This window comes from Massilia aurea (assembly GCF_024753205.1).
GTDB lineage: Bacteria > Pseudomonadota > Gammaproteobacteria > Burkholderiales > Burkholderiaceae_D > Telluria > Telluria aurea.
The window spans coordinates 445,674-471,911 of record NZ_JANUGZ010000002.1 but is presented as its reverse complement, the minus strand read 5'-3'; the positions used below and the strand labels follow the sequence as shown (position 1 = coordinate 471,911).

The 26,238-nt window shown below is 64.1% G+C and carries 25 protein-coding genes and 1 other RNA gene; 10 read left to right on the top strand and 16 right to left on the bottom strand.

What is annotated here, in order from left to right; genetic code table 11:
• Positions 1-52: 52 nt before the first annotated feature.
• Positions 53-1,699, bottom strand: coding sequence for a chaperonin GroEL (groL, locus tag NX775_RS07790; RefSeq protein ID WP_183555886.1), 1,647 nt, complete (start codon positions 1,697-1,699; stop codon positions 53-55).
• 39 nt (positions 1,700-1,738) lie between these two features.
• Positions 1,739-2,029 (bottom strand): co-chaperone GroES, encoded by a 291-nt coding sequence (gene groES / locus NX775_RS07785; protein ID WP_183555885.1) that lies wholly within the window; start codon positions 2,027-2,029, stop codon positions 1,739-1,741.
• A 365-nt stretch (positions 2,030-2,394) separates the two neighbouring features.
• On the opposite strand from groES, the gene NX775_RS07780 reads away from it, so the two are divergent.
• From NX775_RS07780 to NX775_RS07760, 5 genes are all read left to right on the top strand, one after another.
• Entirely contained in the window at positions 2,395-2,709 is a 315-nt protein-coding gene (locus NX775_RS07780) for a hypothetical protein (RefSeq protein WP_258835477.1), read from the top strand.
• Positions 2,706-3,017 carry a cell division protein ZapA gene (locus NX775_RS07775; protein WP_258835476.1) on the top strand — a complete coding sequence of 104 codons (312 nt, stop codon included), beginning with the start codon at positions 2,706-2,708 and terminating at the stop codon, positions 3,015-3,017. The genes NX775_RS07780 and NX775_RS07775 overlap by 4 nt, the downstream gene beginning before the upstream one ends.
• A 46-nt stretch (positions 3,018-3,063) precedes the next feature.
• Positions 3,064-3,245: non-coding RNA, 6S RNA (gene ssrS / locus NX775_RS07770), on the top strand.
• 99 nt (positions 3,246-3,344) lie between these two features.
• Positions 3,345-3,815, top strand: a complete 471-nt coding sequence (locus NX775_RS07765; protein WP_258835475.1) for an EVE domain-containing protein — start codon at positions 3,345-3,347, stop codon at positions 3,813-3,815.
• Between the two features lie 2 nt (positions 3,816-3,817).
• Positions 3,818-4,633, top strand: coding sequence for a sulfite exporter TauE/SafE family protein (locus NX775_RS07760; RefSeq protein WP_370660571.1), 816 nt, complete (start codon positions 3,818-3,820; stop codon positions 4,631-4,633).
• A gap of 7 nt (positions 4,634-4,640) precedes the next feature.
• Here NX775_RS07760 and NX775_RS07755 read toward each other — a convergent pair whose 3' ends face one another.
• From NX775_RS07755 to NX775_RS07730, 6 genes are all read right to left on the bottom strand, one after another.
• A complete protein-coding gene (locus NX775_RS07755; RefSeq protein WP_258835473.1) occupies positions 4,641-6,827 on the bottom strand; it encodes a xanthine dehydrogenase family protein molybdopterin-binding subunit in 2,187 nt (728 codons plus the stop codon).
• Positions 6,824-7,303, bottom strand: coding sequence for a (2Fe-2S)-binding protein (locus NX775_RS07750; protein WP_258835472.1), 480 nt, complete (start codon positions 7,301-7,303; stop codon positions 6,824-6,826). Before NX775_RS07750 ends, NX775_RS07755 begins: the two co-directional genes overlap by 4 nt.
• Positions 7,300-8,598, bottom strand: a complete 1,299-nt coding sequence (locus tag NX775_RS07745) for a c-type cytochrome (protein ID WP_258835471.1) — start codon at positions 8,596-8,598, stop codon at positions 7,300-7,302. Before NX775_RS07745 ends, NX775_RS07750 begins: the two co-directional genes overlap by 4 nt.
• Positions 8,599-8,676: 78 nt before the next feature.
• On the bottom strand, positions 8,677-9,486 hold the full coding sequence (gene lgt / locus NX775_RS07740) for a prolipoprotein diacylglyceryl transferase (RefSeq protein ID WP_258835470.1): 810 nt from the start codon (positions 9,484-9,486) through the stop codon (positions 8,677-8,679).
• Positions 9,487-9,488: 2 nt separating this feature from the next.
• Positions 9,489-10,394 (bottom strand): LysR family transcriptional regulator, encoded by a 906-nt coding sequence (locus NX775_RS07735; RefSeq protein WP_258835469.1) that lies wholly within the window; start codon positions 10,392-10,394, stop codon positions 9,489-9,491.
• Between the two features lie 78 nt (positions 10,395-10,472).
• A complete protein-coding gene (locus NX775_RS07730) occupies positions 10,473-10,697 on the bottom strand; it encodes a TIGR04438 family Trp-rich protein (RefSeq protein ID WP_258835468.1) in 225 nt (74 codons plus the stop codon).
• A 178-nt stretch (positions 10,698-10,875) separates the two neighbouring features.
• On the opposite strand from NX775_RS07730, the gene NX775_RS07725 reads away from it, so the two are divergent.
• The 3 genes from NX775_RS07725 to bluB all read left to right on the top strand — a co-directional run bounded on the left by NX775_RS07725 (position 10,876) and on the right by bluB (position 12,327).
• The gene (locus tag NX775_RS07725) at positions 10,876-11,184 is read left to right on the top strand and encodes a c-type cytochrome (protein WP_258835467.1); all 309 of its coding nucleotides are present in this window, start codon (positions 10,876-10,878) and stop codon (positions 11,182-11,184) included.
• Between the two features lie 127 nt (positions 11,185-11,311).
• Positions 11,312-11,686, top strand: a complete 375-nt coding sequence (locus NX775_RS07720; protein WP_258835466.1) for a (2Fe-2S) ferredoxin domain-containing protein — start codon at positions 11,312-11,314, stop codon at positions 11,684-11,686.
• Positions 11,687-11,691: 5 nt separating this feature from the next.
• Positions 11,692-12,327 (top strand): 5,6-dimethylbenzimidazole synthase, encoded by a 636-nt coding sequence (gene bluB / locus NX775_RS07715; protein WP_258835465.1) that lies wholly within the window; start codon positions 11,692-11,694, stop codon positions 12,325-12,327.
• A 15-nt stretch (positions 12,328-12,342) separates the two neighbouring features.
• Here the strand turns inward: bluB and NX775_RS07710 are convergent, their stop codons facing one another.
• Positions 12,343-12,756 carry a BLUF domain-containing protein gene (locus tag NX775_RS07710; protein ID WP_258835464.1) on the bottom strand — a complete coding sequence of 138 codons (414 nt, stop codon included), beginning with the start codon at positions 12,754-12,756 and terminating at the stop codon, positions 12,343-12,345.
• 217 nt (positions 12,757-12,973) lie between these two features.
• Here NX775_RS07710 and katG point away from each other — a divergent pair, with 217 nt between their 5' ends.
• Positions 12,974-15,232, top strand: a complete 2,259-nt coding sequence (gene katG, locus NX775_RS07705; RefSeq protein ID WP_258835463.1) for a catalase/peroxidase HPI — start codon at positions 12,974-12,976, stop codon at positions 15,230-15,232.
• Positions 15,233-15,293: 61 nt separating this feature from the next.
• On the opposite strand, the gene NX775_RS07700 is transcribed toward katG, so the two are convergent.
• The 7 genes from NX775_RS07700 to folD form a co-directional block, all read right to left on the bottom strand.
• On the bottom strand, positions 15,294-16,367 hold the full coding sequence (locus NX775_RS07700) for a CHAD domain-containing protein (RefSeq protein WP_258835462.1): 1,074 nt from the start codon (positions 16,365-16,367) through the stop codon (positions 15,294-15,296).
• Between the two features lie 194 nt (positions 16,368-16,561).
• Positions 16,562-18,718: an NHL repeat-containing protein gene (locus NX775_RS07695; protein ID WP_258835461.1), complete on the bottom strand. Its 2,157-nt coding sequence runs from the start codon at positions 18,716-18,718 to the stop codon at positions 16,562-16,564.
• 130 nt (positions 18,719-18,848) lie between these two features.
• Positions 18,849-19,184 carry an H-NS histone family protein gene (locus NX775_RS07690; protein WP_258835460.1) on the bottom strand — a complete coding sequence of 112 codons (336 nt, stop codon included), beginning with the start codon at positions 19,182-19,184 and terminating at the stop codon, positions 18,849-18,851.
• Positions 19,185-19,328: 144 nt separating this feature from the next.
• Positions 19,329-19,763, bottom strand: coding sequence for a DUF2486 family protein (locus NX775_RS07685; RefSeq protein ID WP_258835459.1), 435 nt, complete (start codon positions 19,761-19,763; stop codon positions 19,329-19,331).
• Complete coding sequence (locus NX775_RS07680) at positions 19,760-20,185, bottom strand: DNA polymerase III subunit chi (RefSeq protein WP_183555864.1); 426 nt, start codon at positions 20,183-20,185, stop codon at positions 19,760-19,762. The genes NX775_RS07685 and NX775_RS07680 overlap by 4 nt, the downstream gene beginning before the upstream one ends.
• A 58-nt stretch (positions 20,186-20,243) precedes the next feature.
• Entirely contained in the window at positions 20,244-22,319 is a 2,076-nt protein-coding gene (locus NX775_RS07675; protein ID WP_258835458.1) for a M3 family metallopeptidase, read from the bottom strand.
• Between the two features lie 20 nt (positions 22,320-22,339).
• Positions 22,340-23,200, bottom strand: coding sequence for a bifunctional methylenetetrahydrofolate dehydrogenase/methenyltetrahydrofolate cyclohydrolase FolD (folD, locus tag NX775_RS07670; protein WP_183555862.1), 861 nt, complete (start codon positions 23,198-23,200; stop codon positions 22,340-22,342).
• Between the two features lie 339 nt (positions 23,201-23,539).
• Here folD and aceE point away from each other — a divergent pair, with 339 nt between their 5' ends.
• Positions 23,540-26,236, top strand: a complete 2,697-nt coding sequence (gene aceE / locus NX775_RS07665) for a pyruvate dehydrogenase (acetyl-transferring), homodimeric type (RefSeq protein ID WP_258835457.1) — start codon at positions 23,540-23,542, stop codon at positions 26,234-26,236.
• Positions 26,237-26,238: the final 2 nt, after the last annotated feature.

The following is a 26,238-nucleotide window of genomic DNA, read 5'->3' as shown; positions in this document are numbered from 1 at the left end:
TGGGTAGTATGGGCGAAGCATGCAGCGCGCTTCGCCCGGACTGCCCCGGCAATTACATCATGCCGTCCATACCACCCATACCGCCCATGCCGCCCATACCACCCATGCCGCCGGCTGGCTTGTCTTCCGACAGTTCCGAGACCATGCAGTCGGTGGTCAGCATCAGGCCGGCGATCGACGCTGCATTCTGCAGTGCCGAACGGGTGACCTTGGCTGGATCCAGCACGCCCATTTCGACCATGTCGCCGTAGGTGCCGTTGGCTGCGTTGTAGCCGTAGTTGCCGGTGCCGGCCAACACTGCTGCAACGACGACCGATGGCTCTTCGCCGGCGTTCTGGACGATCATGCGCAGTGGCTCTTCCATTGCGCGCAGGACGATCTTGATACCAGCGTCCTGGTCAGGGTTGTCGCCCTTGACGGTGATGTTGGCACGAGCGCGCAGCAGGGCCACGCCGCCGCCGGCAACGATGCCTTCTTCCACGGCAGCGCGGGTAGCGTGCAGTGCATCTTCGACGCGTGCTTTCTTTTCTTTCATCTCGACTTCGGTAGCTGCACCGACGCGGATCACGGCAACGCCGCCGGCCAGTTTGGCCACGCGCTCTTGCAGTTTTTCGCGGTCGTAGTCCGAGGTTGCTTCTTCGATCTGGGCGCGGATCATCTTGACGCGGCCTTCGATCGATTCAGCCTGGCCGGCGCCGTCGATGATGATGGTGTTTTCCTTGCCGACTTCGATGCGCTTGGCCTGGCCCAGCTCTTCCAGCGTGACCTTTTCGAGCGTCAGGCCGACTTCTTCAGCGATGACCTGGCCGCCGGTCAGGACAGCGATGTCTTCCAGCATGGCCTTGCGACGGTCGCCAAAGCCCGGGGCCTTGACAGCGACGGTCTTCAGGATGCCGCGGATGTTGTTGACGACCAGGGTCGCCAGCGCTTCGCCGTCGATGTCTTCAGCGACGATGACCAGTGGACGGCCAGCTTTCGCGACTTGTTCCAGTACCGGCAGCAGGTCACGGATGTTCGAGATTTTCTTGTCGCACAGCAGGACGAATGGATTTTCGTGCACAGCGACTTGCTTGTCCGGGTTGTTGATGAAGTACGGCGACAGGTAGCCGCGGTCGAACTGCATGCCTTCCACGATGTCCAGCTCGTCGTTCAGCGACTTGCCGTCTTCCACGGTGATGACGCCTTCCTTGCCCACTTTTTCCATCGCTTCAGCGATGCGCTCACCGATCGAGGTTTCCGAGTTGGCCGAAATGGCGCCGACTTGTGCGATCTCTTTGGTGGTGGTGGTTGGCTTGGCGATCTTGCGCAGTTCTTCGACGGTGGCAGCAACTGCCTTGTCGATGCCGCGCTTCAGGTCCATCGGGTTCATGCCGGCGGCAACGAACTTCATGCCTTCGCGCACGATGGCTTGTGCCAGCACGGTCGCGGTGGTGGTGCCGTCACCGGCGTTGTCGCTGGTCTTGGAAGCAACTTCCTTGACCATCTGCGCGCCCATGTTCTGCAGCTTGTCTTTCAGTTCGATTTCTTTTGCGACCGAGACACCATCCTTGGTGACGGTCGGCGCGCCGAACGAGCGCTCGAGCACGACGTTACGGCCTTTCGGGCCCAGGGTGACTTTGACTGCATTGGCGAGGATGTTGACGCCTTCGACCATCTTGGCGCGCGCTGCGTCGCCGAATACTACTTCTTTAGCTGCCATTTGTTGTTTCTCCGAAATGTTCGTGAATGGGGTCAGAAATTACAGTGCGACGATCGCGAGGATTTCTTCTTCGCGCAGCACCAGCAGTTCCTGGCCATCGATCTTGACGGTCTGAGCGCCATACTTGGAGAACAGCACGCGATCGCCGACTTTCACTTCCAGAGGGCGGAGCTGGCCGTTATCTTGCACTTTACCGTTACCAACGGCGAGAACTTCGCCTTGGTCCGGCTTCTCTGCCGCGGCATCAGGGATGATCAGGCCGGACGCAGTTTTGGTTTCCTGGTCGAGACGCTTCACGATTACGCGATCGTGCAGAGGGCGAAGGTTCATGCAAAACTCCTTAATATTCAATGGTTTAACTGGCGTTTTTGACACCGTCGCAGCAAGCTTGTGAATGCTGCGCCGGTCTGCAAAGAGTTGTTAGCACTCTCAGCTAACGAGTGCTAATTATAGGGACGATAACCTGCCTTTTCAAGGCGCATGATGGTGAAATCATTTTAAACATGTGATATAGCGCAATGATGACATTGGCATATTCGCAATGTTTGCCGCAGTTTGTCCGCCGCTCGTGGAATGACGGAAGGCCGGCAGCGTACACCGCTGACCAGATTGACGCCGCACGCTAGTCTGCTATTACTGCCGCACGGCAATGAGCACCGGTTGACGGAAAAAGCAACTCGATCCTATAGTGTCGGATGATTTCCGAATTCCAAGACCTTTCAGACAAAATCGACCGGCTTGCGCAACTGACCCAGTCATTGCGCGCCGAGAATTACCTGCTGCGCCAGGCCAATACCTTGCTCAGTGCAGAAAATCTCGCGTTCAAGGAACGCCTGATCGAGGCGCAGCGCCGCGTTGAAGCGCTGCTCGACGAATTGCCGAAGCCGCCGGATGCGTCGGATGCCGAAGAAGAACCTGGCACAGACGCGCCCCTCCAGGAGGCGCCGCCTGATTCCGATGCATCGGTGTCGCCTCAGCTCGCCCACACGCACCGTCAGGGGGCACTATGATCCATCTCGACGTCCATATCATGGGCCAGTCCTACCGCCTGGCATGCCGCGACGGCGAACAGCGCACGCTGCGCGAAGCGGTGAGCTACCTCGATGGCAAGATGTGCCAGCTGCGCGATTCGGGCAAGGTCAAGGGCACCGACCGCATCGCCGTGATGGCGGCGCTGAGCGTGGCTGCCGAATTCCTGTCGGTGAAGTCGCCGCAGGGACCGCTGTCGGACATGTCGATCCTCGAGGTCAAGCAAAAACTCGAGTCGATGCATACGGTGCTGGACCGCGTCCTGGCTGACCAGGAAAATCTGGCCTGAAAGGCCGAATCCGTTTGACAGGGCTGGTCAAAGGAGTAAACTTGTTCCTGCCCTGCGGTGTTCGAGATTTGCCATATATTCCTTGAACCATTCTTACGCATAGGTCGTGGAACAAGTTCGATGGGTGTGAGCGTCGCTAGTCCGACGAACCCGAAATTGATCTGACCGTGACCGCCTTGAACCGTTGTGGTTCAGGATGCCGGCAAAAACGGCACAGGCGGGGACTAAACATACAAGCGGTTGCGCACTCGGTACGCAGCCGCTTTTTTTATGTGCGCGTTCACTGATGCTTCCGGTGCATCGTGTGCTGGCAGGGAGAACAGCGCGATGCGCTATTGGTTGATGAAATCCGAGCCCGACGAAGTCAGTTTCGACGACGTTCTGGCCGCCCCCGGCGCCACCGTGGCCTGGTTTGGCGTGCGCAACTACCAGGCGCGCAACTTCATGCGCGACGCCATGGCCGTCGGCGACGGTGTGCTGTTCTACCACTCGGGCGGCAAGCTGCCGGGGGTGGCAGGCATCGCCGAAATCGTCAGTGGCCCATACCCGGACGCCTCCCAGTTCGACACCGCCAGCCATTACCACGATCCGAAGGCCACGCCGGAGACCCCGCGCTGGGTATCGGTCGACGTCAAGGCAGTCGAAGCGGGCCGCTTCGTGCCGCTGGCCGAACTGCGCACGGTTCCCGCGCTGGACGACATGGTGCTGCTGCAGAAGGGTAGCCGGCTGTCGATCTCGCCCGTTACGAAAGCCCAGTACACGGCCATCGTTGCGCTGGTGCGCGGCAAGGGGGCTTGATGATGGCGCCCGCATTCGATCCGCTGTTGATCCTGGCCCTGCTGGCAATGGGCGCATTCGGGGGCTTCGTGGCCGGCCTGCTTGGCGTCGGTGGCGGCATGATCCTCGTGCCGTTCATCACGATGATCTTCACGGCGCGCGGCTTCCCCGAAGAACTCGTGGTGCACATGGCGATCGCCACCTCATTGGGCACCATCTTCTTTACCTCGTTGTCGTCGGTGCGTGCGCATCACAAGCACGGCGCGGTGCTGTGGCATGTCGTACGCCTGTTCACGCCCGGCATCCTGCTCGGTGCGTGGATCGGGCCCTGGATCGGCAAGCAGATGAACACCCCGGTGCTGGCCTTCTTTTTCGGCTGTTTCGTGGCTTACTCGGCGATCCAGATGCTGATCGGGAAAAAACCGGCGGCGGCGCGCGAGCTGCCCGGCAAACCGGGCATGTTTGCAGCGGGCAGCGTGATCGGCATCCTGGCGGGGCTCGTGGGTGCGGGTGGCGCCTTCGTCTCGGTGCCGTTCATGACGCGCTGTAATGTACGCATTCATAATGCCGTGGCCACCAGCGCGGCGATCGGCTTTCCGGTTGCGCTGATGGGCACCCTGTCGAATGTCTATTTCGGCTGGGGCGAACCCGGTTTGCCACCCTGGTCGCTGGGCTTCATCTATCTGCCGGCGCTGGCGATCATCGTGCTGGCCAGCGTGTCCATGGCGCCGCTTGGCGCGCGTACCGCGCACAAGATGCCGGTGCGGCAGTTGCAGCGCATCTTCAGCGTGATCCTGTGCGCGCTGGCCGCCTACATGTTCTGGAAGGCTTTTAACTAGGCTGCACCTACGCTTTGCGCATTCGTGCCCGGTCCAGTGGCAGGTCGCGCATGCGCAGGCCGCAGGCGTCGAACACCGCATTCGCGATGGCTGCCGCAGCCGGGCCCTGCGCTGCTTCGCCGGTGCCCAAAAACGGCTGGCCGGGACGGTCGATCAGGTGCACGTCGATCTGTTCCGGCGCCTGGGCAAAGCGCAGGATCGGGTACGACGCCCAGTCCACCGTCAGGACGCGCGACGCGTCGAAGCGCACCTGTTCCAGCAGGGTCCAGCTGGCCGACTGGATGATGCCGCCCTCGATCTGGTTGCGCACGCCGTCCGGGCTGACGATCTCGCCGCAATCGACGGCGCTCACCGCGCGCGTGATGCGCACCAGGCCTGTTTCGCGCGCCACCTCGACTTCCACCGCAATAGCGCAGTACGACGCCAGGTTTTTATAGCGTGCAAACGCGAAGCCACGCCCGCGCCGGGCAGGGCGCCGGTAGCCATCCCAGCCGAACTTTGCTGCCGCAAGCTTGACCACGTCGAGCGCGCGTGGATCGTCCAGATGCCGCAGCCGGAACGCGACCGGGTCGCTGTTCGCGGCGCGCGCCAGTTCGTCCATGAAGCTTTCGATGGCAAACACATTGCAGTAGGCGCCCAGGCCGCGCAGCGCCGACGAGCGCAGGACCGGCTTTGGCTGGAAGTGGTGCACCACGCGCGCATTGGGCAGCACGTAATAGGGGATCGCATTGCGGTCGCCACTGCCTTCAGGTTGCGGTGCCGGCTTGGCGACCGGTGGCGCAAACGGGCGCGCCAAGTGGGTGGCCGCCAGCAGATTGCCGGCCTTGCCGGGGCGCGTGTTGTGCGGCGGCGTGAAGACGTCGTGCTGCCAGTCGGCGATGCGGCCGGTGCTGTCGAGCGTAGCGGCCACCTGCACCACCATCGCCGCGCCGAACGGCTCCCACGCGTGTTCTTCTTCACGCATCCACTGTACGCGCACGGGCCGGCCGGGCAGGGCGCGCGCGAGCAGGATGGCGTCGGCCGCGACATCGTCGGCGCCGTTGTGGCCATAGCAGCCCGACCCCTCGACGTGGATGCAGCGGATCGTGTCTTCGTTCACGGCGATCAGTTCGGCCAGGGCCGTGCGCAGCGGGTAGACGCCCTGTGCGTGGGTCCAGACCGTGTAGCGGCCATCGACCAGCTGCGCCACAGCGCACGAGGGGCCAATCGACGCGTGCAGCTGGAACGGGCGCGTGTAACGCGCGGCGAACTTGCGGCCGGCCGATCCTGCTGCGCCCCGCGCCAGGATCGGCAGCGCCTCGGCGGGCTGGGCGCGGATGAATGTATTCACGTCGGGATGCACCGGCAGCGACGCCGGCGTCTCCCAGCGCGTGGCCCGCGCCAGCGCGGTCGCTGCCTTCACGGCGCGGTACTCGCCCTCGGCGATCACGGCGAGAAAGCGCCCGTCCTGCACCACCTTGAGCACGCCCGGCAGGCGTTCGATCGCGGCGACATCGACAGCGATCAGCCGCGCGGCCTGCGACGGTGGCCGCACGATCCGCGCATGCACCATCTGCGGCAGCCGCAGGTCCTGCACGTACGCCGCGCCACCCGTGACCTTGGCCGGGATATCGACGCGCGGCACCGACTTGCCGATTGCCGTGCGCGGACCTGGCGGGGGTGGCGCCGGCGTCGGTGTGGCGCGCAGGTGCAGTTCCTGGCCGGTGACCAGCTGGCCGAACGTGACGCGCCGGCCGCCCGCACTGAACGCGCCATCCTTGAGCGCCAGGGTGCTTGCGGGCACGCCAAGCCGCGTTGCGGCCAGTTCGCCCAGGCGCATGCGTACCTGGCCGGCCGCATGGCGCAGCGCCGTGCCGCTGTCCTTCATCGAGTTGCTGCCGGCGGTGATGCCTTCGTCCGGCGTACGCGCCGTGTCGGCGGTGACGAGCTGCAGGCGGCCAGGGGCCAGGCGCAGTTCGTCGGCCACTACCTGCAGCAGCGCAGTCTTGATGCCTTGGCCCAGTTCGGCCTTGCCGGTAAATACCGTGATGCGTTCATTGGCCTCGATGCGGATCCAGGCGTCGAGCCATGGCGACTTGTCCAGGCTCTTGGGCAGTTCGCCCGGGGCGGCAAAGGCGCTTGCCGGCATCGCAAACGACAGCGTCAGGGCGCCGCCGCCAGCGAGAAATGCGCGGCGGCCGGTATCGATCGTCATGGCTTGCCCTTCGCTGCCAGCGTATTGGCGGCGCGCCGCACGGCGCGCAGGATGCGCATGTGCGTGCCGCAGCGGCACAGGTTCGGCGACATGTGGGCGCGGATCTGGGCGTCGGTCGGCGCCGGCGTCCTTTCGAGCAGCGCCGTGGCCTGCATCAGCATGCCAGCGATGCAGTAGCCGCACTGGGCGGCCTGCTCGTCGATGAACGCTTGCTGCAGTACGCCCGGGGTGGTGGCATTGCCCAGGCCTTCGACCGTGCGCACCGGCCGCTGGCCGACGACGGACACTGGCACCATACACGACATCGCCGGCTTCCCGTCCAGCAGCACCGTGCACGAACCGCACTGGCCCAGGCCGCAGCCGAACTTGGCGCCATTGAGTTCCAGGTCGTTGCGCAGCACGTACAGCAGCGGGGTGTCGGCATCCTGGTCGACGGCGTGCACCTTGCCGTTTACCTGCAGGCGGTAGGTCGTCATTCTTTGCTCGCTTTGCGCACGGCCTTGTCCAGATCGGGCCACACGGGTTGGTTCGCGCCATATTTGCGCAGGTAGGCCGCGAGGGCGCCGGTCTGTTCGTCGGTCAGGATCGTTTTAAAGGCCGGCATGAAGCGCGACGGCTCGCCATCGGGCGGCGTGATGCCATCCAGCGTGATGTGAATCAGGTCGCGCGGATCGGGGTCGTATAGCGCGATCGCTTTTTGCAGCGGCAGCGCGGTGCCGGAACTTGCGTCGCGCCCGGCGTCGTGGCAGCGTGCGCACGAATTTGCATACACGGCGTAGCCGAGCGTCATGCGCTGCAGGTCGGGGTCGTCGTTGCCCGGTTTGGGCAGCGGGCCGGCCTGCTGCGCCGGCGTTGCGCGCGGCGGCGCCTTGGCCAGCTGGCTGTGGGTCCAGGCGGCCAGCGCCGCCACATCGCGCTCGTCGGCTTGCGCCAGGTGCGTGACCACATCCTGCATCGGCCCGGCCGCCATCGCATGGTCGTGCGCGACGCCGGTGCGCAGATATGCGTGCAGCTGGTCGCGCGTCCACGGCAGGGGCGAGGGCGAATCCTGATTCAGCGCTGGCGCGTACCAGTCATCGGCTTCGCCGCCGCCAAGCTGCTTCTTCAGATCGGGGCCGCCCAGCAGCGTGCGCGGCGTGTGGCAGGCGGCGCAGTGTGCAACCGCGTCGGCCAGGTACGCGCCGCGGTTCCATTCGGCCGATTGCCCGGCGACCGGCTGCCATGGCGCATCGTCCAGGTACAGCACATTCCAGAACGCGACCAGCGGGCGGAACCCGAACGGGAACGTCATCCGGTTCTCGCGCGCCGGCGCCACGATCGCGGGGCGGGTCATGAAGTAGGCGTATAAATCCTGGATGTCGCCGTCCGTCATGCGTACATAGTGGTTGTACGGGAAGGCGGGATAGAGCAGGTGGCCGTCGCGTGCGACGCCTTCGCGCATCGCGCGCGTGAAGGCTGCTTCGCTCCAGGCGCCGATGCCGGTCGTGGCGTCGGGGGTGATGTTGGTGCTGTGGACCGTGCCGAACGGGGTGTTCATCGGCTTGCCGCCGGCGAAGGGCCGCGACAGATCCGGCGTGTGGCACGAGGCGCACATGCCAAGGCGCGCCAGGTTGGCGCCGCGCCCGATGCGGGTGGTGTCGAAGGATGGTTGTGTGGACTGCGGCGCCAGTGCGGGACGCCACATGATGGCAAACGCGATGCCGCTGGCGACGATGACGGCTGCGAGCAGCAGCCACCAGCCGATATGTCGTTTGCGCCGGATTTTTACCATCGGGACTCCGTGTCGGGGAGGCCCATTGTGGATGCAGCAAGGGTGGGCGCTCTGTGCGTTCGCCCACCCAGGGGGTACTTATGCCGTCACGGGGCGCGCCGGCGCTTTGCGATACGCCCACGCCAGCATGGCCAGCGCGCCAACGATCATCGGCAGCGACAATACCTGGCCCGACGTGATCGGCAAGCCGAATACGGTGGTTTCCCAATCCGGCACGCGGAACCATTCGGTGAAGAAGCGCGCGCAGCCATACAGCAGCGTGAACATGGCGCCCACGGCCAGGCGCGGACGCGCCTTGCGTGCGAACAGCCACAGGATGATGAAGACCAGCACGCCGTCGATCAGCGCCTGGTACAGCGGCGACGGATGGCGCGGGCCGGTCACGCCCGGCCACAGCATGGCCCACGGCAGGCTCGGATCGGCCAGACGGCCCGGCAGTTCGGCGTTGATGAAGTTACCCATGCGGCCGGCGGCATACCCCAGCGGCACGAGCGGCGCGATGAAGTCGTAGACGTCGAGGATGTTGCGGCGGCGCTTGCGGGCCCACAGCGCCATCGCGATCAGCACACCCAGGAAGCCACCATGGAACGACATGCCGCCGCGCCAGATCATGAAGATCTCGAGCGGGTGCGCCAGGTAGTACAGCGGCTGGTAGAACAGCACTTCGCCCAGGCGGCCGCCGAGGATCACGCCGAGCATCCCGTAGAACAGCATGTCGTCCAGATCATCCTTGGTCCAGCCCTGCACCGCCACGTGCGGCATGCGGATGCGCACGCGGCCCAGCATGATGAATAGGGCAAAGGCGACCACGTACATCAGGCCATACCAGTGGATTTGCACCGGCCCGAGCGCGAGCGCGATCGGGTCCGGCTGCGGATGAATCAGCATAATCAGTCTTTCTTCAATAGGTCCAGGAAGCCCTTGAGGACGGGCGAATCGTTATCGCGCCGCCATGCCAGGCCCGTTTCGGCCAGCGGCGCGGCGTCGCGCAGGGCACGGTATTCTACGCCGGGGCGCATCAGGTTCGAGACGGATTGTGGCACAAGTGCCAAGCCCATGCCGCCGGAAACCAGGCTGACGATGGTCTGCATCTGGATTGCCTCCTGCCCGATCGTGGGCAGCACGCCGGCGGCGCGATAGCACGCGAGGATCGCATCGTGCAGGCTGGGCGCCACCGTGCGCGGGAAGATCACCAGCGGCAGCGGGGGCAGGTCGCGCAGCCACACCGGCCCCGGTGCGGCCAGCGCCGCCAGTCCGCTGGGCGCGCACAGCACCAAGGGTTCGTCGAGCAGCTTGCGGTAGTCGAGCGCAGGATCGGCCATGCCGGCCGGCGCGCCCGGCTGCAGCGGGATCACGAAGCCGGCATCGATGCGGCCGGACAGCAGGTCGTCGAATTGCACGTCGGACGTCGCCTCGTGCAGCACCAGGCGCACGCCCGGGAACGCGGCGCGGTAGCGGCGCAGCACGTCGGGCAGCATGCCCAGGCCGGCCGTGGAGACAAACGACAGCGCCAGGCGGCCCGCCTCGCCGCTGGCCGCGCGCCGCACCAGTTCGGGCAGCGCGCCAGCCTCGTCGAGGATGCGGCGTGCTTCGGGCAGCAGCGCGCTGCCGGCCGCTGTCAGGCCGACCATGCGGCGGTTGCGCAAAAACAGCGGCGCGCCGAGCAGGTCTTCGAGATTGGCGATGCTTTGCGAGAGCGGCGGCTGCGTCATGTGCAGGCGCTGCGCGGCGCGGCCGAAATGCAGCTCTTCAGCCACGGCGACGAAATGGCGGAGCTGGCGCAGTTCGGGATGCATTGATGGAAGTGTGAATGGACAGGGCTCGGTGAGTTGTCCAATGTATCACAGCACAACGACGACAGCGCCGGGGTCTGGTCAGCGGCGTTTTTCCAGCGACTTTTTCACGCGGTCGCTGCGGCGCTGTTCATCGACGTCGTGCGCCTTGCGCTTGTCCAGGCCCAGCGCCTTTTCGATGTACTCGAACCAGATGAAGGCGACCACCATCAGGCCGATGATGTACCACCAGGACAGGTCGGCAAAACGCCAGACTTCGAAGCCGCGTAGGGCGGCAAGCAGGGCGATCAACAGGATCAGGGGCATGGTAAAAACTCCTTGTAGCCACACATCTTACGGCGTAAATGATGCTCATGGGCAAATTTAACAGTTTCCTGTTACACCGTATGAGCAAATGTGGTGATCGCGTTACAGAGTGTATCGCTTGCAGATGGCCCAGGGGATTGCCGGTAAAATTCACTCAATCACTAATCCGGAGAATTCCATGAAGCGGTCCCTGTTGTTGTGTGTCGTGCTGTCGGCGTTTGCATCCGGCAGCGCCCTGGCCCAGGCCGACCTGGCCAAGGCCAAGAATTGCATGGCCTGCCACACGTCGGCCACCAAGCTGGTTGGCCCGGCCTACAAGGACGTCGCCGAAAAATACGCGGGCCAGAAGGGCGCCGAAGACAAGCTGGTGCAGAAGGTGCTCAAGGGCGGCTCAGGCACCTGGGGCCCGATCCCGATGCCGGCCAATCCGCAGGTCAGCGAAGCCGAAGCGCGCTCGCTGGTCAAGTGGGTGCTCGCAACGAAATAAGCCATCCGGCTGCTGCACGTCATGAAGCGCGCCTGCGTGAGCAAGGCGCGCTTTTTTATGGGCGATCCGCAGGGCGCGTGGTGTAAGATCGCCGGCTATTCTCCCGCCTTTGCCACCTGACCAAAGCATGACCACCCTCGATTCCCCCGTACCCGATACGCCCCGCCAGGTCGTCAAGCCCACCATCGGCGTCTACCGCCGCCACCTGCTCGTGTGCACCGGCCCTCGCTGCAATGCCGATGGCGCTGCACAGGCGTTGTTCGACAGCCTGGGCGAGAAGTTCAAGGCCAGCGGCCTGGATGGCGGCCCGCTGCGCGTCAAGCGCAGCCGGGTGAGCTGCTTCGCGGCCTGCAAGGGCGGGCCGATCGTCTGCGTCCAGCCGGACGGCACCTGGTACTACAACGTCACGCTAGACAATATGGACCGCATCATCGACCAGCACCTGTGCAAGGGCGAACGCGTGGAAGACCTGGTGTTCCACCAGGCGGGCGCAGAGGCGTGACGCCGATGGCGCACCGCTTCGACGACGCCCAGATCGAGGGCGTCTACCGCGCCATCGCCGAGCGGCGCGATGTGCGCCACTTCATCCCCGGCGCGATCGACGAGGCGGTGCTGCTGCGCCTGCTGACGGCGGCGCACCAGGCGCCCAGCGTCGGCATGATGCAGCCGTGGCGCTTCATCCGCATCGCGTCAACGCCATTGCGTGAACAGATCTGCGCGCTCGTTGAAGCGGAGCGCGAGGCCACTGCCGATGCTCTGGGCGAGCGCGGCGCCGAATTCATGCGCCTGAAGGTAGAGGGACTGCGTGAATGCGGCGAGGTACTGGTCGTGGCGCTGATGGACGGGCGCGAGCGCCACGTGTTCGGGCGCCGCACGCTGCCCGAGATGGACCTGGCCTCGGTGTCCTGCGCGATCCAGAACATGTGGCTGGCCGCGCGTGCCGAAGGGGTGGGAATGGGGTGGGTGTCGCTGTTCGACCCCGACCAGCTCGCGGCCTTGCTCGGAATACCGGAAGGCGCCAAGCCGGTGGCGATCCTGTGCCTGGGGCATGTGGCGGAGTTCTATCCGAAGCCGATGCTCGAACTGGAAGGCTGGGCCCAGCGGGGGACGCTGGGTGACTTCGTCACGCTCGACCGCTGGTAGAGCGCCGGCGCAGTCTCAGCTCGCAAACATCTTCAGTAAAGCCACTGCCGGGGCGGCCGAGCCGATGCGCCGGTTGGCTTGCGCAGCTTCCAGCACCTCGACCAGTTCATCGTATTTGTCGGCCTGACGATCATTCAGGTTGATCATGTTCATGCTCCAGCGCGGGAATGTGCGAAACTTGGCTGGTTCGTTATAGAGAACGCGCGAATTCTTGTGGCGCGGATCGAGTTCGATCTTGTGGTACAGCTTGTCGAGCGTTTCTACCGGACCCTCCAGCACCTGGAGGAACCAGCCGCCGTTGTAGAACAAACTTCCGGTCACGTCGAGTGGGGCATTGTTATTCTTCGCCGTGTCCTGGATTCCTGCCAGGTCGCTAGGGGACATCTTGCGGGTGGCCTGGCTGACGTACACGAGTTGATTGATCGACATGATAAGATTTCTTTCTTATTGGAAAGAAAGAACGATAGCGCGCCACAAAGCGGTTGTCGATGTAATGTTGCCGATTGGAAAATTGGAGCGGGTCAAAGATGCGCGCTGCATCCGGCCGTACGACATCCGCTATCGCACCCATCAACATTGCCAATCCACGAGTACACGAAGTTTTTCTATAATTTGTCAAATCTTACCGATCAGACAGGAGAAACAAATGAGTGTGGACAATATCCCGGCCAAGTGCCCGTTCAGCGGCGCAGCCGGCACCGGTACGACCAATCGCGACTGGTGGCCAAAGGCGCTGCGTCTCGATCTGCTGGCACAGCATTCGGCCAAGTCCGACCCGATGGGTGGCGACTTCGATTACCGCGCTGCCTTCAACAGCCTCGACCTCGAGGCAGTGAAGGCCGACCTGGCCAAGGTGATGACGGATTCCCAGGACTGGTGGCCGGCTGACTTCGGTCACTACGGCGGCCTGTTCGTGCGCATGGCATGGCACAGCGCCGGCACCTACCGCATCGGCGACGGCCGCGGCGGCGCCGGCCGCGGCCAGCAGCGCTTCGCGCCCCTGAACAGCTGGCCCGACAACGTCAGCCTCGACAAGGCACGCCGGCTGATCTGGCCGGTCAAGCAGAAGTACGGCGAGAAAATCTCGTGGGCCGACCTGATCATCCTGACCGGTAACGTCGCCCTCGAAACGATGGGCTTCAAGACCTTCGGCTTTGCCGGCGGTCGCCAGGACGTGTGGGAACCCGATCTCGACGTGTACTGGGGCCGCGAGAACAAGTGGCTGGGCAGCGACGAGCGCTACACGGTGGGTTCGCCCGGCGTCGAAGGCCGCGGTGTCATCGACAAGGACGATGACAGCGAGATCACCCATTCGCGCGACCTCGAAAACCCGCTGGCGGCAGTGCAGATGGGCCTGATCTACGTGAACCCGGAAGGCCCGGACGGCAAGCCCGACCCGGTCGCATCGGCGCGCGACATCCGCGACACGTTCGGCCGCATGGCCATGAACGACGAAGAAACCGTGGCGCTGATCGCCGGCGGCCACACCTTCGGCAAGACCCACGGCGCCGGTCCGTCCGAGCACGTCAAGGAAGAGCCGGAAGCGGCCGGCCTGCATGCCCAGGGCTTCGGCTGGCAGAACAGCTTCGGCAGCGGCAAGGGCCCGGACACGATCACCAGCGGCCTCGAAGTCACCTGGACCAGCACGCCAACCCAATGGGGCCACGACTACTTCACGTACCTGTTCGGCCACGAGTGGGAACTGACGAAAAGCCCGGCAGGCGGCCACCAGTGGATTGCCAAGGACGCCGATGCCACCGTGCCGGATGCGTATGACGCCGCCAAGCGTCACCGTCCGACGATGCTGACGTCCGACCTGGCCCTGCGCATGGACCCGGCCTACGAGGCGATTTCGCGTCGCTTCCTGGAAAACCCGGACCAGTTTGCGGACGCCTTTGCCCGCGCCTGGTTCAAGCTGACCCACCGCGACATGGGTCCGCGTGCCCGCTACCTCGGCCCGGAAGTCCCGGCCGAAGTGCTGATCTGGCAGGATCCGGTGCCGGCCGCCCAAGGCGCGGCGATTGACGACGCCGATGCGAAAGCACTGAAAGAGAAGGTGCTGGCATCCGGCCTGGCCATCGGCGAGCTGGTGTCGACGGCGTGGGCCTCGGCCGCAAGCTTCCGTGGTTCGGACAAGCGCGGCGGCGCCAACGGTGCCCGCATCCGCCTGGTCCCGCAAAAGGACTGGGCCGCCAACGAGCCGGAACAGCTGGGCCGCGTGCTGGCGCAGCTCGAAAGCATCCAGGGCGAGTTCAACGGGGCGCAGACGGGCGGCAAGCAGGTCTCGCTGGCTGACCTGATCGTCCTGGCCGGCAATGCAGGCGTCGAGGCGGCAGCCAAGGCGGCGGGCCACGACATCACCGTGCCGTTCACGCCGGGCCGCACCGATGCGTCGCAGGAGCAGACCGACGTGGAATCGTTCCATGCGATGGAACCGGTCGCGGATGCCTTCCGCAACTTCGAGAAAGCCCTGTACAGCATCCCGGCTGAATCGTTGATGATCGATCGCGCCCAGTTGCTGACGCTGACGGCGCCGGAAATGGCAGTGCTGGTGGGTGGTCTGCGTGTTCTGGGCGCCAATACGGGCGGCAGCGCCGATGGTGTGCTCACGCAGCAGAAGGGCGCGTTGACGAACGACTTCTTCGTCAACCTGCTCGACATGGCCACCGAATGGCGTCCTGCCACGCGGCCTGGCCAGGGCGTCGAACGCTTCGAAGGCCGCGATCGCAAGACCGGCGAGAAGAAGTGGACGGCGTCACGCGTGGACCTGGTGTTCGGCTCGAATGCGCAGCTGCGTTCGATCTCGGAGGTGTATGCCAGCGCCGACGCCGGCCAGAAGTTCGCGAAGGACTTCGTGGCGGCCTGGACCAAGGTGATGGAGCTGGACCGCTTCGACGTGAAGTAACTCTGTAGTCTGGCCCGGGGTGAATCCCGGGCCTTTTTCTTTTCAGCCTCGCCGGTGCAAATCAGCGCGTGATGCGGCGTTTGGCAACGTCGGCCAGCACCTTCGACAGCCCCTGCGCATCGGCTTGCCCGGTTGCCGCGATATACCCACGCACATAGGCCGCCTGCTTGGCGACCTGGCTGCTGCCACCCTTGAGTTCTTCGAGCAACTGGTCAGCCACGGCGAGATCATTCAGCGCGCCCAGGCGATCCTGCAGCTTTTCGAGATGCCCGAGGTAGCGTTTGACGCGCTGCGCCGGCAGCAGGTCGCGGAAGAATTCCGCCGCATAGCGCGCCTTTTTGGCCGCGATGCGCACACGGTGACGGCCCGGTGCATCCGATTCATCCAGCCCGTCGATGCGCTTGGCCAGGCGCTTCTCGGCCGTGCGCAGCAGGGGCAGGGCGCTTTTCGCGGCGCGTTCGAGCAGCGGCGAATCTTTCGGCAGGCCGCCTTCAGGCTGCCAGCGGCGCTCGCCCAGCCAGTCCTTCAGTTGCGCCATCAATTCGGTATAGCGCGCATCGCGCAGCACGTGCAGGATCTGCGCGTGGTGGCCCGTGGCGCGGTCGTGCGCGGCCTGGCGCAGCGCGTGCGCATCGATGCCCGGCACGCGCTTGATGGTGGAATCGGCCAGCACATCCCAGTCGCGCGCAGGACCGAGTTCGCCGGACAGCCACTCGATGCTTGCATGCAGCGGCACCGGCGGCGGCGCCAGTTCCTCGAACATCGCCAGCAGCGCGCGCAGGCGGCGCAGGCCCACGCGCATCTGGTGCAGGCTCTCGACATGCTGTTTCAGCACGCCCGGCACGTTCGCTTCGATCTGCGCCACACAATTGAGGCCAATGGCCTGGAACGCGTCTTCGAGCGTCATGCGCCCGCGCAGGTGGACCGGTTCGGCCTTGACCGCGCCGATCGGCGCTTCTTTGACGTCGGGGGCCGGCTCTGCTGGCAGCGGCTGGTCCGTTTGCGGTTCGTCGGCTGCCTCGGTCGCCTCGGTCGTCTCGGTTGCCTCTGTGATTGTGATTGCCTGCGTCAGATCGGGCGTCGCGACCGCCGCGACCTCGGGCGTCAGGTGCTTCGTTTTATGGTGCTTGCTCATGCTGGTGCCTCTCGTGGACAGTGGATGAGTCCATCATACGCCTGAGCACTCATCCGTTCACGTCTCGATGACAGGCGCGTGACATGGCGCACGGCAAGGCAGGCTGGCCTACTTGCCGATCCGGTAAATCACGTCCACGCCCTGCACGAATTTCTGCACGCCCACCAGCCATGCGCGGCTCGCTGCCAGGCGCTCTACTCGATCACGAACGCCAGGTCGCGGCCGTTCTGCGCCACCTGGCCCGCATAGTCAGCGGCGTGGATGCGCAGCAGGTACTCGCCCGGCGCCAGGTCGGCGATGCGCCAGCTGCCCGTCTCGATCCTGCCATCGCGCAGGCGGTTGTTCAGCGCATAGTCGAACTGGGTCGATGCGCTGCCGTAGACCGTGATGCCGCTGGTCGGTGCATACACCGCTTTCACGGCGTCAGGATTGCGCGGCAGGCGGTCGTAGACCTGCGTGATGACGGGCTGCTCGAAGCCGGGCAGTGGCGTGCCATCGGCGCGCAGCACCTGGTAGCCCAGCTTGTACAGGCCCAGCTTGCGCCGCGCCAGGTTGCCGTCCACCTGGTCATAGGCATTCACGACGATCTGCAGCTCGCCCAGTGTGCGCTCCAGGCGCAGGGGCTGGCCCTTGCTCGCCGTGATGCGTTTGCCGGCAGTGTCGTACAGCGCGATGCGCGAGATCGTCGGCGTCACCGTGTCGACGAAGCCGATGAACGGCAGTGTGAGCGCATTGACGAGCGATCCGCCCTGGTAGTAATCGAGGTGCACGTGCGACAGCGCATTGAGCGTGCCGAGCTTGTCGCCGACGGCAAAGCGGGTGCCGCGCGGCACCCGCACGCGCACGGCCTTGCCATTGGGTTTGCCATTGGCGGTTTCTTCGCGCTGGATCTGGAAGCGCGGATCGAGCGCACGGCCTTGGGGATCGCGTCCCACGCGCATGTGAATGTACGACAGCGGCCCCACGCTCATGCCTTCGCCGAGGTTGTTGAATCCCCAATTGGCATACGGATCGGTCACCTTGGTCGGCAGGATCGCCAGCACGGTTGCGCCGACGTCGCCGCGTACGTCCAGGCCCGCGTGGAAATGGTCGCGGCTGTCGCCGCCATACGTGCCGCGCACTTCGCCCATCACGCCCACGACTTCATGGACCGTGTCTTGCGGGCCAAGCGGCCAGGGCATCGGTTCCGTGCGCCGTTGCAGCGGCGGGCACGCCAGCACGGGCGCGGCTTCGCCTGCGCGCGGCGGCGCGATGCGGTGCAGGCGATGGGCGTTGGCGTCGGCCACCACCAGGCTGCCGTCGCGCGCAACCGCGATGCCGCGCGGGCCGTTGAGCTGCACGGTGCCGTCGCTGCCGAAACCGTTCGGCTCGAGCGGGTGGTCAGTGTCCTCCAGCGGGCGGAATTCACCCGTTGGCGTCATCTGCAGGATGCGTCCGCCGGCACTGGCAACGATGTACAGGTAGCCGTCGCGTGTGACGGCCAGGCCCACCGGACGGCGTAGCGCAGGCCGGCGCTCGGCCTCGGGCGGCAGCGCGAGCGTGTCGACCGTGCCGTCGGGGCGCAGGCGGCGCACCGCGTTGTTGCCGGTGTCGGCGATGTACAGGTTGCCGTCGTGGTCGACGGCCAGCGCGCTCGGGGTATCGAAGGCGGCGGCCGTGCCAGGGCCGTCGAACAGGTTCGGCTTGCCAGTGCCGGCCAGCGTGGTCACCGTGCCATCCGGGGCGATGCGGCGGATGCGGTCGTTGTAGGTGTCGGCCACGTAGACGATGCCGGCGTCATCCACCGCGATCCCGACCGGGCCGTTGAACTGGGCGGCGCGGCCGATGCCATCCACATAGCCAGGACTGCCGTTGCCGGCCAGCGTCGTCACGGCGCCACCCGGCGCGATGCGGCGGATCGCATGGTTGCCCGTGTCGGCTACGTACAGATTGCCCAGGTGGTCGAGCGCGATGGCGGACGGCGTGTTGAACGCGGCGGCCGCACCCAGGCCATCGACAAAGCCTTCCTTGCCACCGGCCAGCGTCGAGACCGCGCCATCGGGCCGGACGACGCGGATGCGGTTGGCTTCGCCCCCGTCGGCGACATAGATTGCGCCGCGCGGGCCAATGGCCACGCCGTAGGGATCGCTGAAGCGGCTGGCGGGTGCTGCGCCATCGAGCACGCCGTCCTGGCCGTCGCCTGCCAGCAGGTGCACGCGGGCAGGCCAGAATGGCTGGGTTTTGGCGACCGGGGCGGTCAGTACCGGGGTGGCGCCGCTGTGGGGTTCGACCCGGTCAGTGAACCAGAAGACGGTGCCGACGGCCAGGATGGCGGCGCCGGCGAGTGCTGCGATGAGGGGAGTGCGTTTCACGACGACGACCGGCTGATTGCTGAAGTTGCAATCTTAGCCGAAACACGTGAATGGATGGGCCGGGCGGAAATGCGAACGCCGCCGGACGAAGGTCACGGCGGCGTGCAGGTCTTGCGTGGTACTACGAGGCTTAGATGCGCAGGTCGTCCAGCGACTTGCCCTTGCCCAGTGCGTCGACAACCCACTTTGGTTGACGGCCACGGCCGGTCCAGGTCTGGGTATTGTCAGCCGGGTTGTGATATTGCGGATTGACTTTCGCGCCGCCGCCCGCCTTCTTGGCTTTGGTGCTGCCGCCCTTGGCCAGCAGTTCCTCGACCGAGATGCCCATATTCTGGGCGATCTCGAGAATTTGCTCACGCGCTTTCTTGACGTCTTGCTGCTGGCGGTTTTTGATCTCCTTTTCTATATCGAATTGAAGACCTTTCAGTTCGGCGAGGTTATAACCCGACAGATTGATGTTTGCCATTTTGTTTCTTCCTTGATTAGGTGATTCGATTCGTTTCGAAGAGCCGCGCAGGGATTTTACTATTGAATCGCCAATTTGGAATGACAATCGTGCGCGGGGTTAATTTCGAATCAAACGGAAGGCAGAACGGCATGTGGTGCGGGTTTATTTTTCCAGCATTCTGATGTGTGCAATTTCTTGTGAAACTGCGCGTGTCACGACATCGTTCAGCGTATCGCCGAGGCTGTTACGAATATCGGCCGAGAAACTGGTCATTGCTTTGTCGACGGCTTCGGCAATACCGTCGCGCAGGCGCTGTTCGAGCACGAAATCGATCCGGCCCTGCAATTGCTGCAGGATGCGCTCGGTAACGCGGCGCTCCATCACGCTCCATTGCTCGCCGCTCCAATGATCGACGGCGCGCCGTTCCAGCGCTTCTGGCGCATCCTCAAGCGCGGCCACCACGGGCGCAGGCGGCGGCGGGGTCTCTGCTTCGACCACCGGTGCCGGCTGCGCCAGCGGCGTGCCCGGCGCGGTTGGTTCCGCGAATACTTCGGTCAACACGGGAATACTGGCATCGAAAGCGGGATCGTGGCTCATGATTGTCCTGCAACGAAGTGGGTCAGCGGATAGGATTCTTTTTTATACGCGATATAGCGTTTGCGGCCTTCGGCGGCATCTTCTTCATCGATCGAGATAATTTCAAACACACGCGCAAATTGCGTGAAGTTGCGCGGCCTGCGGCGCGTCAGGTTCACGAGCATATCGTGGTGCGGCAGTTCGCTGTCTTCATTATCGGTAATCACGATCGGCGTTTGCGCCGCCAGAGGGTCGCCGGCCATCACGTGCGGAATGAAATCAGTATCCGACACGGTCCACATGGCGGCATTCAAGGCGTCGGCTTGTTCGGGGCTATCGGCCAGCACGACGATTTTGGCGCGCGCGCCATATGCCTTGCGCGCAAGGCGGCAGGCATAGGCCAGCTTATCCGGGATATTGGTATGAAAGTCGATGCGGGTCATGGGCGCTTATGGAAAATCGGGAGTGCGCTTGCACTCCCGACAGGGTCGATCCAATTGGTCAGGCATTCATGCCGCTATGGCGCAGCAAGGCATCGATCGAGGGCTCGCGACCGCGGAAGGCCTTGAATGAATCGAGCGCCGGGCGCGAACCGCCCACTGCCAGAATCTCGCGCTGGAAGCGCCGGCCCGTTTCAAACAGATCGGCGCCGCCACCTTCGACCGCTTCTTCGAATGCCGCATAAGCGTCGGCCGATAGCACCTCGGCCCACTTGTAGCTGTAGTAACCGGCCGCGTAGCCGCCCGCGAAGATGTGGCTGAACGAATGCAGGAAGCGGTTGAACGACGGCGGCGTGATGACCGCGAAGTTGCGGCGCACGTCATCGATCAGCGCCTGGACTTGCCCATTGTGCGCGTCGAAATCGTAGTGCAGGTGCATGTCGATCAGCGAGAACTCGACCTGGCGCAGCGTCTGCATCCCGGATTGGAAGTTCTTTGCGGCCGTTATCTTGTCGAACAGCGCGCGCGGCAGCGGCTCGCCGGTTTTGACATGCGCCGTCATCTGCTGCAGCTTGTCCCACTCCCAGCAGAAGTTTTCCATGAACTGCGATGGCAGTTCCACCGCATCCCATTCAACGCCCGAGATGCCCGACACCGACAGTTCTTCGACTTCGGTCAGCATATGGTGCAGGCCGTGGCCGAATTCGTGGAACAGTGTGGTTACTTCGTCGTGCGTGAACAGCGACGGCTGCAGCACGCCATCTTTCATTGCCGGCGGCGTGAAATTGCAGACCAGGTATGCCACTGGCGTTTGCACGGTGCCGCCGTGGAGCAGGCGGCGGCCGCGCGCATCGTTCATCCACGCGCCCTGCGCCTTGCCGGCGCGCGCATAAAGGTCCAGATAGAACTGGCCGACCAGCTGACCGTCACGCTCGATGCGGAAGAAGCGCACGTCCGGGTGCCAGGTTGGCGCGTCGTCCGGGCGCACGGTCACGCCGAACAGCTCCTGGATCACGCCGAACAAACCGGCGACCACTTTCGGCTCGGGGAAGTATTCCTTCACTTCCTGGGCCGAGAACGCGTAACGCTGCTCGCGCAGCTTTTCGGAGGCGAAGGCCACGTCCCACGATTGCAGGTCGTCGATTGCCAGCTCGTCGCGCGCAAACGCGCGCAGCTCGGCCAGGTCTTTCTCGGCATACGGGCGGGCGCGGCGCGCCAGGTCTTCGAGGAATTCGATCACGTGCTGCGGGCTTTGCGCCATCTTGGCCACCAGCGAGACATCGGCAAAGCTGCCGTAGTCGAGCATCTTCGCCTCTTCATTGCGCAGTTGCAGCAACTTGACGATGTTCGACGAGTTGTCCCACTTCGCGACATCGGTAAACATGATGCCGGCGTCGGACGCCTTGGTCGCGGTGGCGCGGTAGATCGTTTCGCGCAGCGCGCGGTTGGTACTGAACTGCAGGATCGGGAAGTACGACGGGAAGTGCAGCGTGAACAGCCAGCCGGTCTTGCCATCGCGTTCGGCAGCGGCTTTCGCAGCGGCCTTCACGTCGTCCGGCAGGCCGGCCAGTTCGGCTTCGCTGTCGACCACGAGCTTGTAGTCGTTGGTGGCGTCGAGCACGTTTTCCGAAAAGCGCGTCGACAGTTGCGACTGCTGTTCCTGAATCTCGGCGAAACGTTCTTTCTTGTCGGCGGCCAGCTCGGCGCCGCCCAGGCGGAAGTCGCGCAGCGCGTTTTCGACGATGCGCTTGCGGGTGTCGCTCAGCGCCTCGAAACCGGCGCTTTCGCGCAACTGCTTGTACTTGGTAAACAGCGCCTCGTTCTGGCTCAGCGCGGTGGAGAACTCGACGACCTTCGGCTGGTTCTCGTTGTAGGTGGCGCGCAGCTCGGGCGTGTCGACCACGTGGTTCAGGTGGCCGACCACGCCCCAGGCGCGGCCCAGGCGTTCGCTGACCTCGTCGAGCGGGGCCAGCGTGGCCCAGGTAACCTCATCCAGCGGCGCCTCGAGCTGCGCCACGACGGCGTTCGCCTCGGCGATCAGACTGTCGATGGCGGACGTGACGTGTTCGGGCTTGATCGCGTCAAAGCGCGGCAAGTCGGAAAAGTCGAGGAGGGGATTGCTCGTTTCGTTCGTCATCAATAGTCCTTCCAGATTCGTTAGCGTTGATTCTTCAGTTCGCGTTCCGCTGATTCCACCGTGTTTTGCAGCAGCATCGTGATCGTCATGGGGCCCACACCGCCCGGTACCGGGGTGATGTGGCCAGCCACTTCACGCACGCCGGCAAAATCGACGTCGCCGCACAGCTTGCCCGCGTCGTCGCGGTTCATGCCCACGTCGATCACGATCGCGCCCGGCTTGACCATATCGGCGGTCAGGGTATTGCGGCGGCCGACGGCGGCCACCACGACATCGGCCTGGCGGGTGTGGTAGCCCAGATCCGCGGTCGCGCTATGACATATGGTCACGGTGGCATTGGCTTGCAAGAGCAGCATGGCCATTGGTTTACCGACGGTGTTGCTGCGGCCAATGACCACAGCGTGCTTGCCGCGCAGGTCGACACCCGTGGTTTCGATCAGCTTCATGCAGCCGTACGGGGTGCATGGACGGAAGCCTTCCAGGCCCGTCATCAGTTCACCGGCCGACAGCACCGAGTAGCCGTCGACGTCCTTGGCCGTCGAAATCGCTTCGATGACTTTATTGGGGTCGATGTGCTTCGGCAGCGGCATTTGCACGAGGATGCCGTGGATGGCCGGATCGGTGTTCAATGCTGCAATGCGATCAAGGAGGGCAGCTTCGCTCAGGTCGGCGTCGTATTTTTCGAGCACCGAGTGGAAACCGACGTCACCGCAGGCCTTGACCTTGTTGCGCACATAGACCTGGCTGGCGGGATCTTCCCCGACCAGGATCACGGCCAGGCCGGGCTGCTTGCCGGCTGCGGTGAGCTTGGCAGTGCGCGCGGCGATGTCGGTGCGCAGTTGTTGGGAAAGAAGGATTCCGTCGATGTGTTGGGCTGGCATGGTGGGAGGCTCGTCCTGGGCAAAAACAGAATTATACGGCCCGCGCCTGGGTTGCCGTTCGCTGTCGCCCGTTCCGGATAGCTGAAAATACCCTTTTCTGCCGTGTTTCAGACGCTTCGGTATACGATGATTGGTGGCAGGAAGTTCAACATTTCCCTATACAAATTGTGCAGTCGCAGCATAGGTTTTCACATTATGAAATCGAATATCATAGTTTGAAAATGGGGAAGTCCACTGTTAGAATCTGATGGTTTAGCTAAAAGATAGTTCGAATTTCATCAACCGCCGCCAGCCTGCGCAGGGATCGGATGGGGCGTACCACACTAGGAGACGCATGACATGGCAGCTCAACTCGACCAGTTGACCTCGCAAACCGCCAACGATCCGGATGCAATCGAGACCAAGGAATGGCTCGATGCGCTGGAGGCGGTGATCGAACATGAAGGAACGGAACGCGCCCATTACCTGATGGAGCGCCTGGTGGACCTGGCGCGCCGTCGCGGCGCGCACGTCCCGTTCTCGAGCAATACCGCGTACGTCAACACGATTCCCGCGCACCTGAACCAGAACTCGCCCGGCAACCTCGAATACGAAGAGCGCCTGCGCTCGTGGATGCGCTGGAACGCGATGGCGATGGTGGTCAAGGCCAACCGCGCTGACGGCGACCTCGGTGGCCACATCTCGTCGTTCGCTTCGCTCGCCAATATGCTGGGCACGGGCTTCAACCACTTCTGGCACGCCCCGACCGAAGACCACGGCGGCGACCTGCTGTACATCCAGGGCCACTCGTCCCCAGGCATCTACGCACGCGCCTTCCTCGAAGGCCGCCTGACCGAAGAACAGCTGCTCAACTTCCGCCGTGAAGTCGACGGCAAGGGCCTGTCGTCGTACCCGCACCCGAAACTGATGCCGGACTTCTGGCAGTTCCCGACCGTGTCGATGGGCCTTGGCCCACTGATGGCGATCTATCAGGCGCGCTTCCTGAAGTACCTGCACGCACGCGGCATCGCCAAGACCGACAACCGCAAGGTCTGGGTCTTCTGCGGCGACGGCGAGATGGACGAGCCGGAATCGATGGGCGCGATCGGCATGGCCGCACGCGAGCAGCTCGACAACCTGGTCATGGTCGTCAACTGCAACCTGCAGCGCCTGGACGGTCCGGTGCGCGGCAACGGCAAGATCATCCAGGAACTCGAAGCCGACTTCCGCGGCGCCGGCTGGAATGTCGTCAAGGTCATATGGGGCTCGCAGTGGGATCCGCTGCTGGCCCAGGACAAGGACGGCATCCTGCAGCGCGTGATGATGGAATCGGTCGACGGCGAATACCAGAACTACAAGGCCAAGGACGGCGCCTACGTGCGCAAGCACTTCTTCGGCAAGGATCCGGCGCTGCTCGAGATGGTGTCGAAGATGAGCGACGACGACATCTGGCGTCTGACCCGCGGCGGCCACGATCCGCACAAGATCTACGCCGCATTCAAGAACGCGCAGGAAAACAAGGGCACGCCAACCGTCCTCTTGGTGAAGACCGTCAAGGGCTTCGGCATGGGCAAGTCGGGCGAGGCGCGCAACACCGCGCACCAGACCAAGAAGCTCGACGACCAGGCGATCCGCGACATGCGCGACCGCTTCAATATCGCGATTCCCGACGACCAGCTGGCCGACATCCCGTTCTTCAAGCCGGCCGACGATGCGCCCGAAATGGTGTACCTGCACGAGCGCCGCAAAGCGCTGGGCGGCTACCTGCCACAGCGCCGTGAAAAGTCGGACGAAAAGCTGACGGTGCCGGCACTGGCGTCGTTCAAGGGCGTGCTCGAGCCAACTCCTGAAGGCCGCGAAATTTCGTCGACCCAGGCGTATGTGCGCGTGATTACGAGCCTGTTGAAGGACGAAAGCATCGGCCAGCGTATCGTGCCGATCCTGGTCGACGAATCGCGTACCTTCGGCATGGAAGGCCTGTTCCGTCAGATCGGCATCTTCAACCAGCAGGGCCAGTTGTACGAGCCGGTCGACCGCGACCAGGTGATGTACTACCGCGAAGACAAGGCAGGCCAGATCCTGCAAGAGGGTATCAACGAAGCGGGCGGCATGAGCTCGTGGATCGCTGCAGCGACGTCGTACTCGTCGAACAACCGCACGATGATCCCGTTCTACACGTTCTACTCGATGTTCGGCATGCAGCGCGTGGGCGACCTGGTCTGGCTGGCGGGCGACATCCGTGCCCGCGGCTTCCTGATGGGCGGCACCGCCGGCCGCACGACGCTCAACGGCGAAGGCCTGCAGCACGAAGACGGCCATAGCCACATCATCGCCGCAACCGTGCCGAACTGCCTGCCGTACGATCCGACCTTCGGTCACGAAGTCGCGGTCATCATTCAGGACGGTCTGCGCCGCATGGTGGAAGAACAGGAAGACGTGTTCTACTACATCACCATCATGAACGAGAACTACCCGCAGCCGGGCCTGAAGCCTGGTCAGGAAGAGGGCATTCTCAAGGGCCTGTACCTGCTGCAAGAAGGCGGCAAGGACAATGCACAACGCGTCCAGCTGATCGGTTGCGGCACCATCCTGCGCGAGTCGATGTTTGCAGCAGAACTGCTCAAGAACGACTGGAACGTCGATGCAGACGTGTGGTCGGCACCGTCGCTGACCCTGCTGGCACGTGACGGCAACGATTGCGAACGCTGGAACATGGTCAACCCCGAACTGCCACAGCGCGTGCCGTACGTGACCGAGATGCTGGGCGCTACCAGCGGCCCGATCGTCGCGACGACCGACTATATGCGCATGTTCGCCGAGCAGATCCGCGGCTTCATGCCGAAGGACCGCACCTATAAAGTGCTGGGCACGGACGGCTTTGGCCGCTCGGATTCGCGCGTCAAGCTGCGCGAGTTCTTCGAAGTGAACCGCTACTACATCACGGTGGCTTCGCTGCGCGCACTGGCCGACGAAGGCAAGATCGACCGCGCCATCGTGTCGCAGGCGATCGCCAAGTACGGCATCGACCAGAACAAGCCGAATCCGGTGACCCAGTAATG

Bases quoted from the DNA above. Each gene is read 5' to 3' on its own strand.
- NX775_RS07750 (WP_258835472.1), bottom strand. From the start codon at position 7,303: ATGACGACCTACCGCCTGCAGGTAAACGGCAAGGTGCACGCCGTCGAC.
- NX775_RS07710 (WP_258835464.1), bottom strand. From the start codon at position 12,756: ATGTCGATCAATCAACTCGTGTACGTCAGCCAGGCCACCCGCAAGATG.
- NX775_RS07700 (WP_258835462.1), bottom strand. From the start codon at position 16,367: ATGAGCAAGCACCATAAAACGAAGCACCTGACGCCCGAGGTCGCGGCG.
- NX775_RS07775 (WP_258835476.1), top strand. From the start codon at position 2,706: ATGATCCATCTCGACGTCCATATCATGGGCCAGTCCTACCGCCTGGCA.
- NX775_RS07765 (WP_258835475.1), top strand. From the start codon at position 3,345: ATGCGCTATTGGTTGATGAAATCCGAGCCCGACGAAGTCAGTTTCGAC.
- NX775_RS07680 (WP_183555864.1), bottom strand. From the start codon at position 20,185: ATGACCCGCATCGACTTTCATACCAATATCCCGGATAAGCTGGCCTAT.
- NX775_RS07690 (WP_258835460.1), bottom strand. From the start codon at position 19,184: ATGGCAAACATCAATCTGTCGGGTTATAACCTCGCCGAACTGAAAGGT.
- NX775_RS07675 (WP_258835458.1), bottom strand. From the start codon at position 22,319: ATGACGAACGAAACGAGCAATCCCCTCCTCGACTTTTCCGACTTGCCG.
- aceE (WP_258835457.1), top strand. From the start codon at position 23,540: ATGGCAGCTCAACTCGACCAGTTGACCTCGCAAACCGCCAACGATCCG.
- groL (WP_183555886.1), bottom strand. From the start codon at position 1,699: ATGGCAGCTAAAGAAGTAGTATTCGGCGACGCAGCGCGCGCCAAGATG.
- bluB (WP_258835465.1), top strand. From the start codon at position 11,692: ATGGCGCACCGCTTCGACGACGCCCAGATCGAGGGCGTCTACCGCGCC.
- NX775_RS07730 (WP_258835468.1), bottom strand. From the start codon at position 10,697: ATGCCCCTGATCCTGTTGATCGCCCTGCTTGCCGCCCTACGCGGCTTC.
- NX775_RS07760 (WP_370660571.1), top strand. From the start codon at position 3,818: ATGGCGCCCGCATTCGATCCGCTGTTGATCCTGGCCCTGCTGGCAATG.
- NX775_RS07735 (WP_258835469.1), bottom strand. From the start codon at position 10,394: ATGCATCCCGAACTGCGCCAGCTCCGCCATTTCGTCGCCGTGGCTGAA.
- NX775_RS07725 (WP_258835467.1), top strand. From the start codon at position 10,876: ATGAAGCGGTCCCTGTTGTTGTGTGTCGTGCTGTCGGCGTTTGCATCC.
- groES (WP_183555885.1), bottom strand. From the start codon at position 2,029: ATGAACCTTCGCCCTCTGCACGATCGCGTAATCGTGAAGCGTCTCGAC.
- NX775_RS07780 (WP_258835477.1), top strand. From the start codon at position 2,395: ATGATTTCCGAATTCCAAGACCTTTCAGACAAAATCGACCGGCTTGCG.
- NX775_RS07745 (WP_258835471.1), bottom strand. From the start codon at position 8,598: ATGGTAAAAATCCGGCGCAAACGACATATCGGCTGGTGGCTGCTGCTC.
- NX775_RS07685 (WP_258835459.1), bottom strand. From the start codon at position 19,763: ATGAGCCACGATCCCGCTTTCGATGCCAGTATTCCCGTGTTGACCGAA.
- folD (WP_183555862.1), bottom strand. From the start codon at position 23,200: ATGCCAGCCCAACACATCGACGGAATCCTTCTTTCCCAACAACTGCGC.
- lgt (WP_258835470.1), bottom strand. From the start codon at position 9,486: ATGCTGATTCATCCGCAGCCGGACCCGATCGCGCTCGCGCTCGGGCCG.
- katG (WP_258835463.1), top strand. From the start codon at position 12,974: ATGAGTGTGGACAATATCCCGGCCAAGTGCCCGTTCAGCGGCGCAGCC.
- NX775_RS07755 (WP_258835473.1), bottom strand. From the start codon at position 6,827: ATGACGATCGATACCGGCCGCCGCGCATTTCTCGCTGGCGGCGGCGCC.
- NX775_RS07720 (WP_258835466.1), top strand. From the start codon at position 11,312: ATGACCACCCTCGATTCCCCCGTACCCGATACGCCCCGCCAGGTCGTC.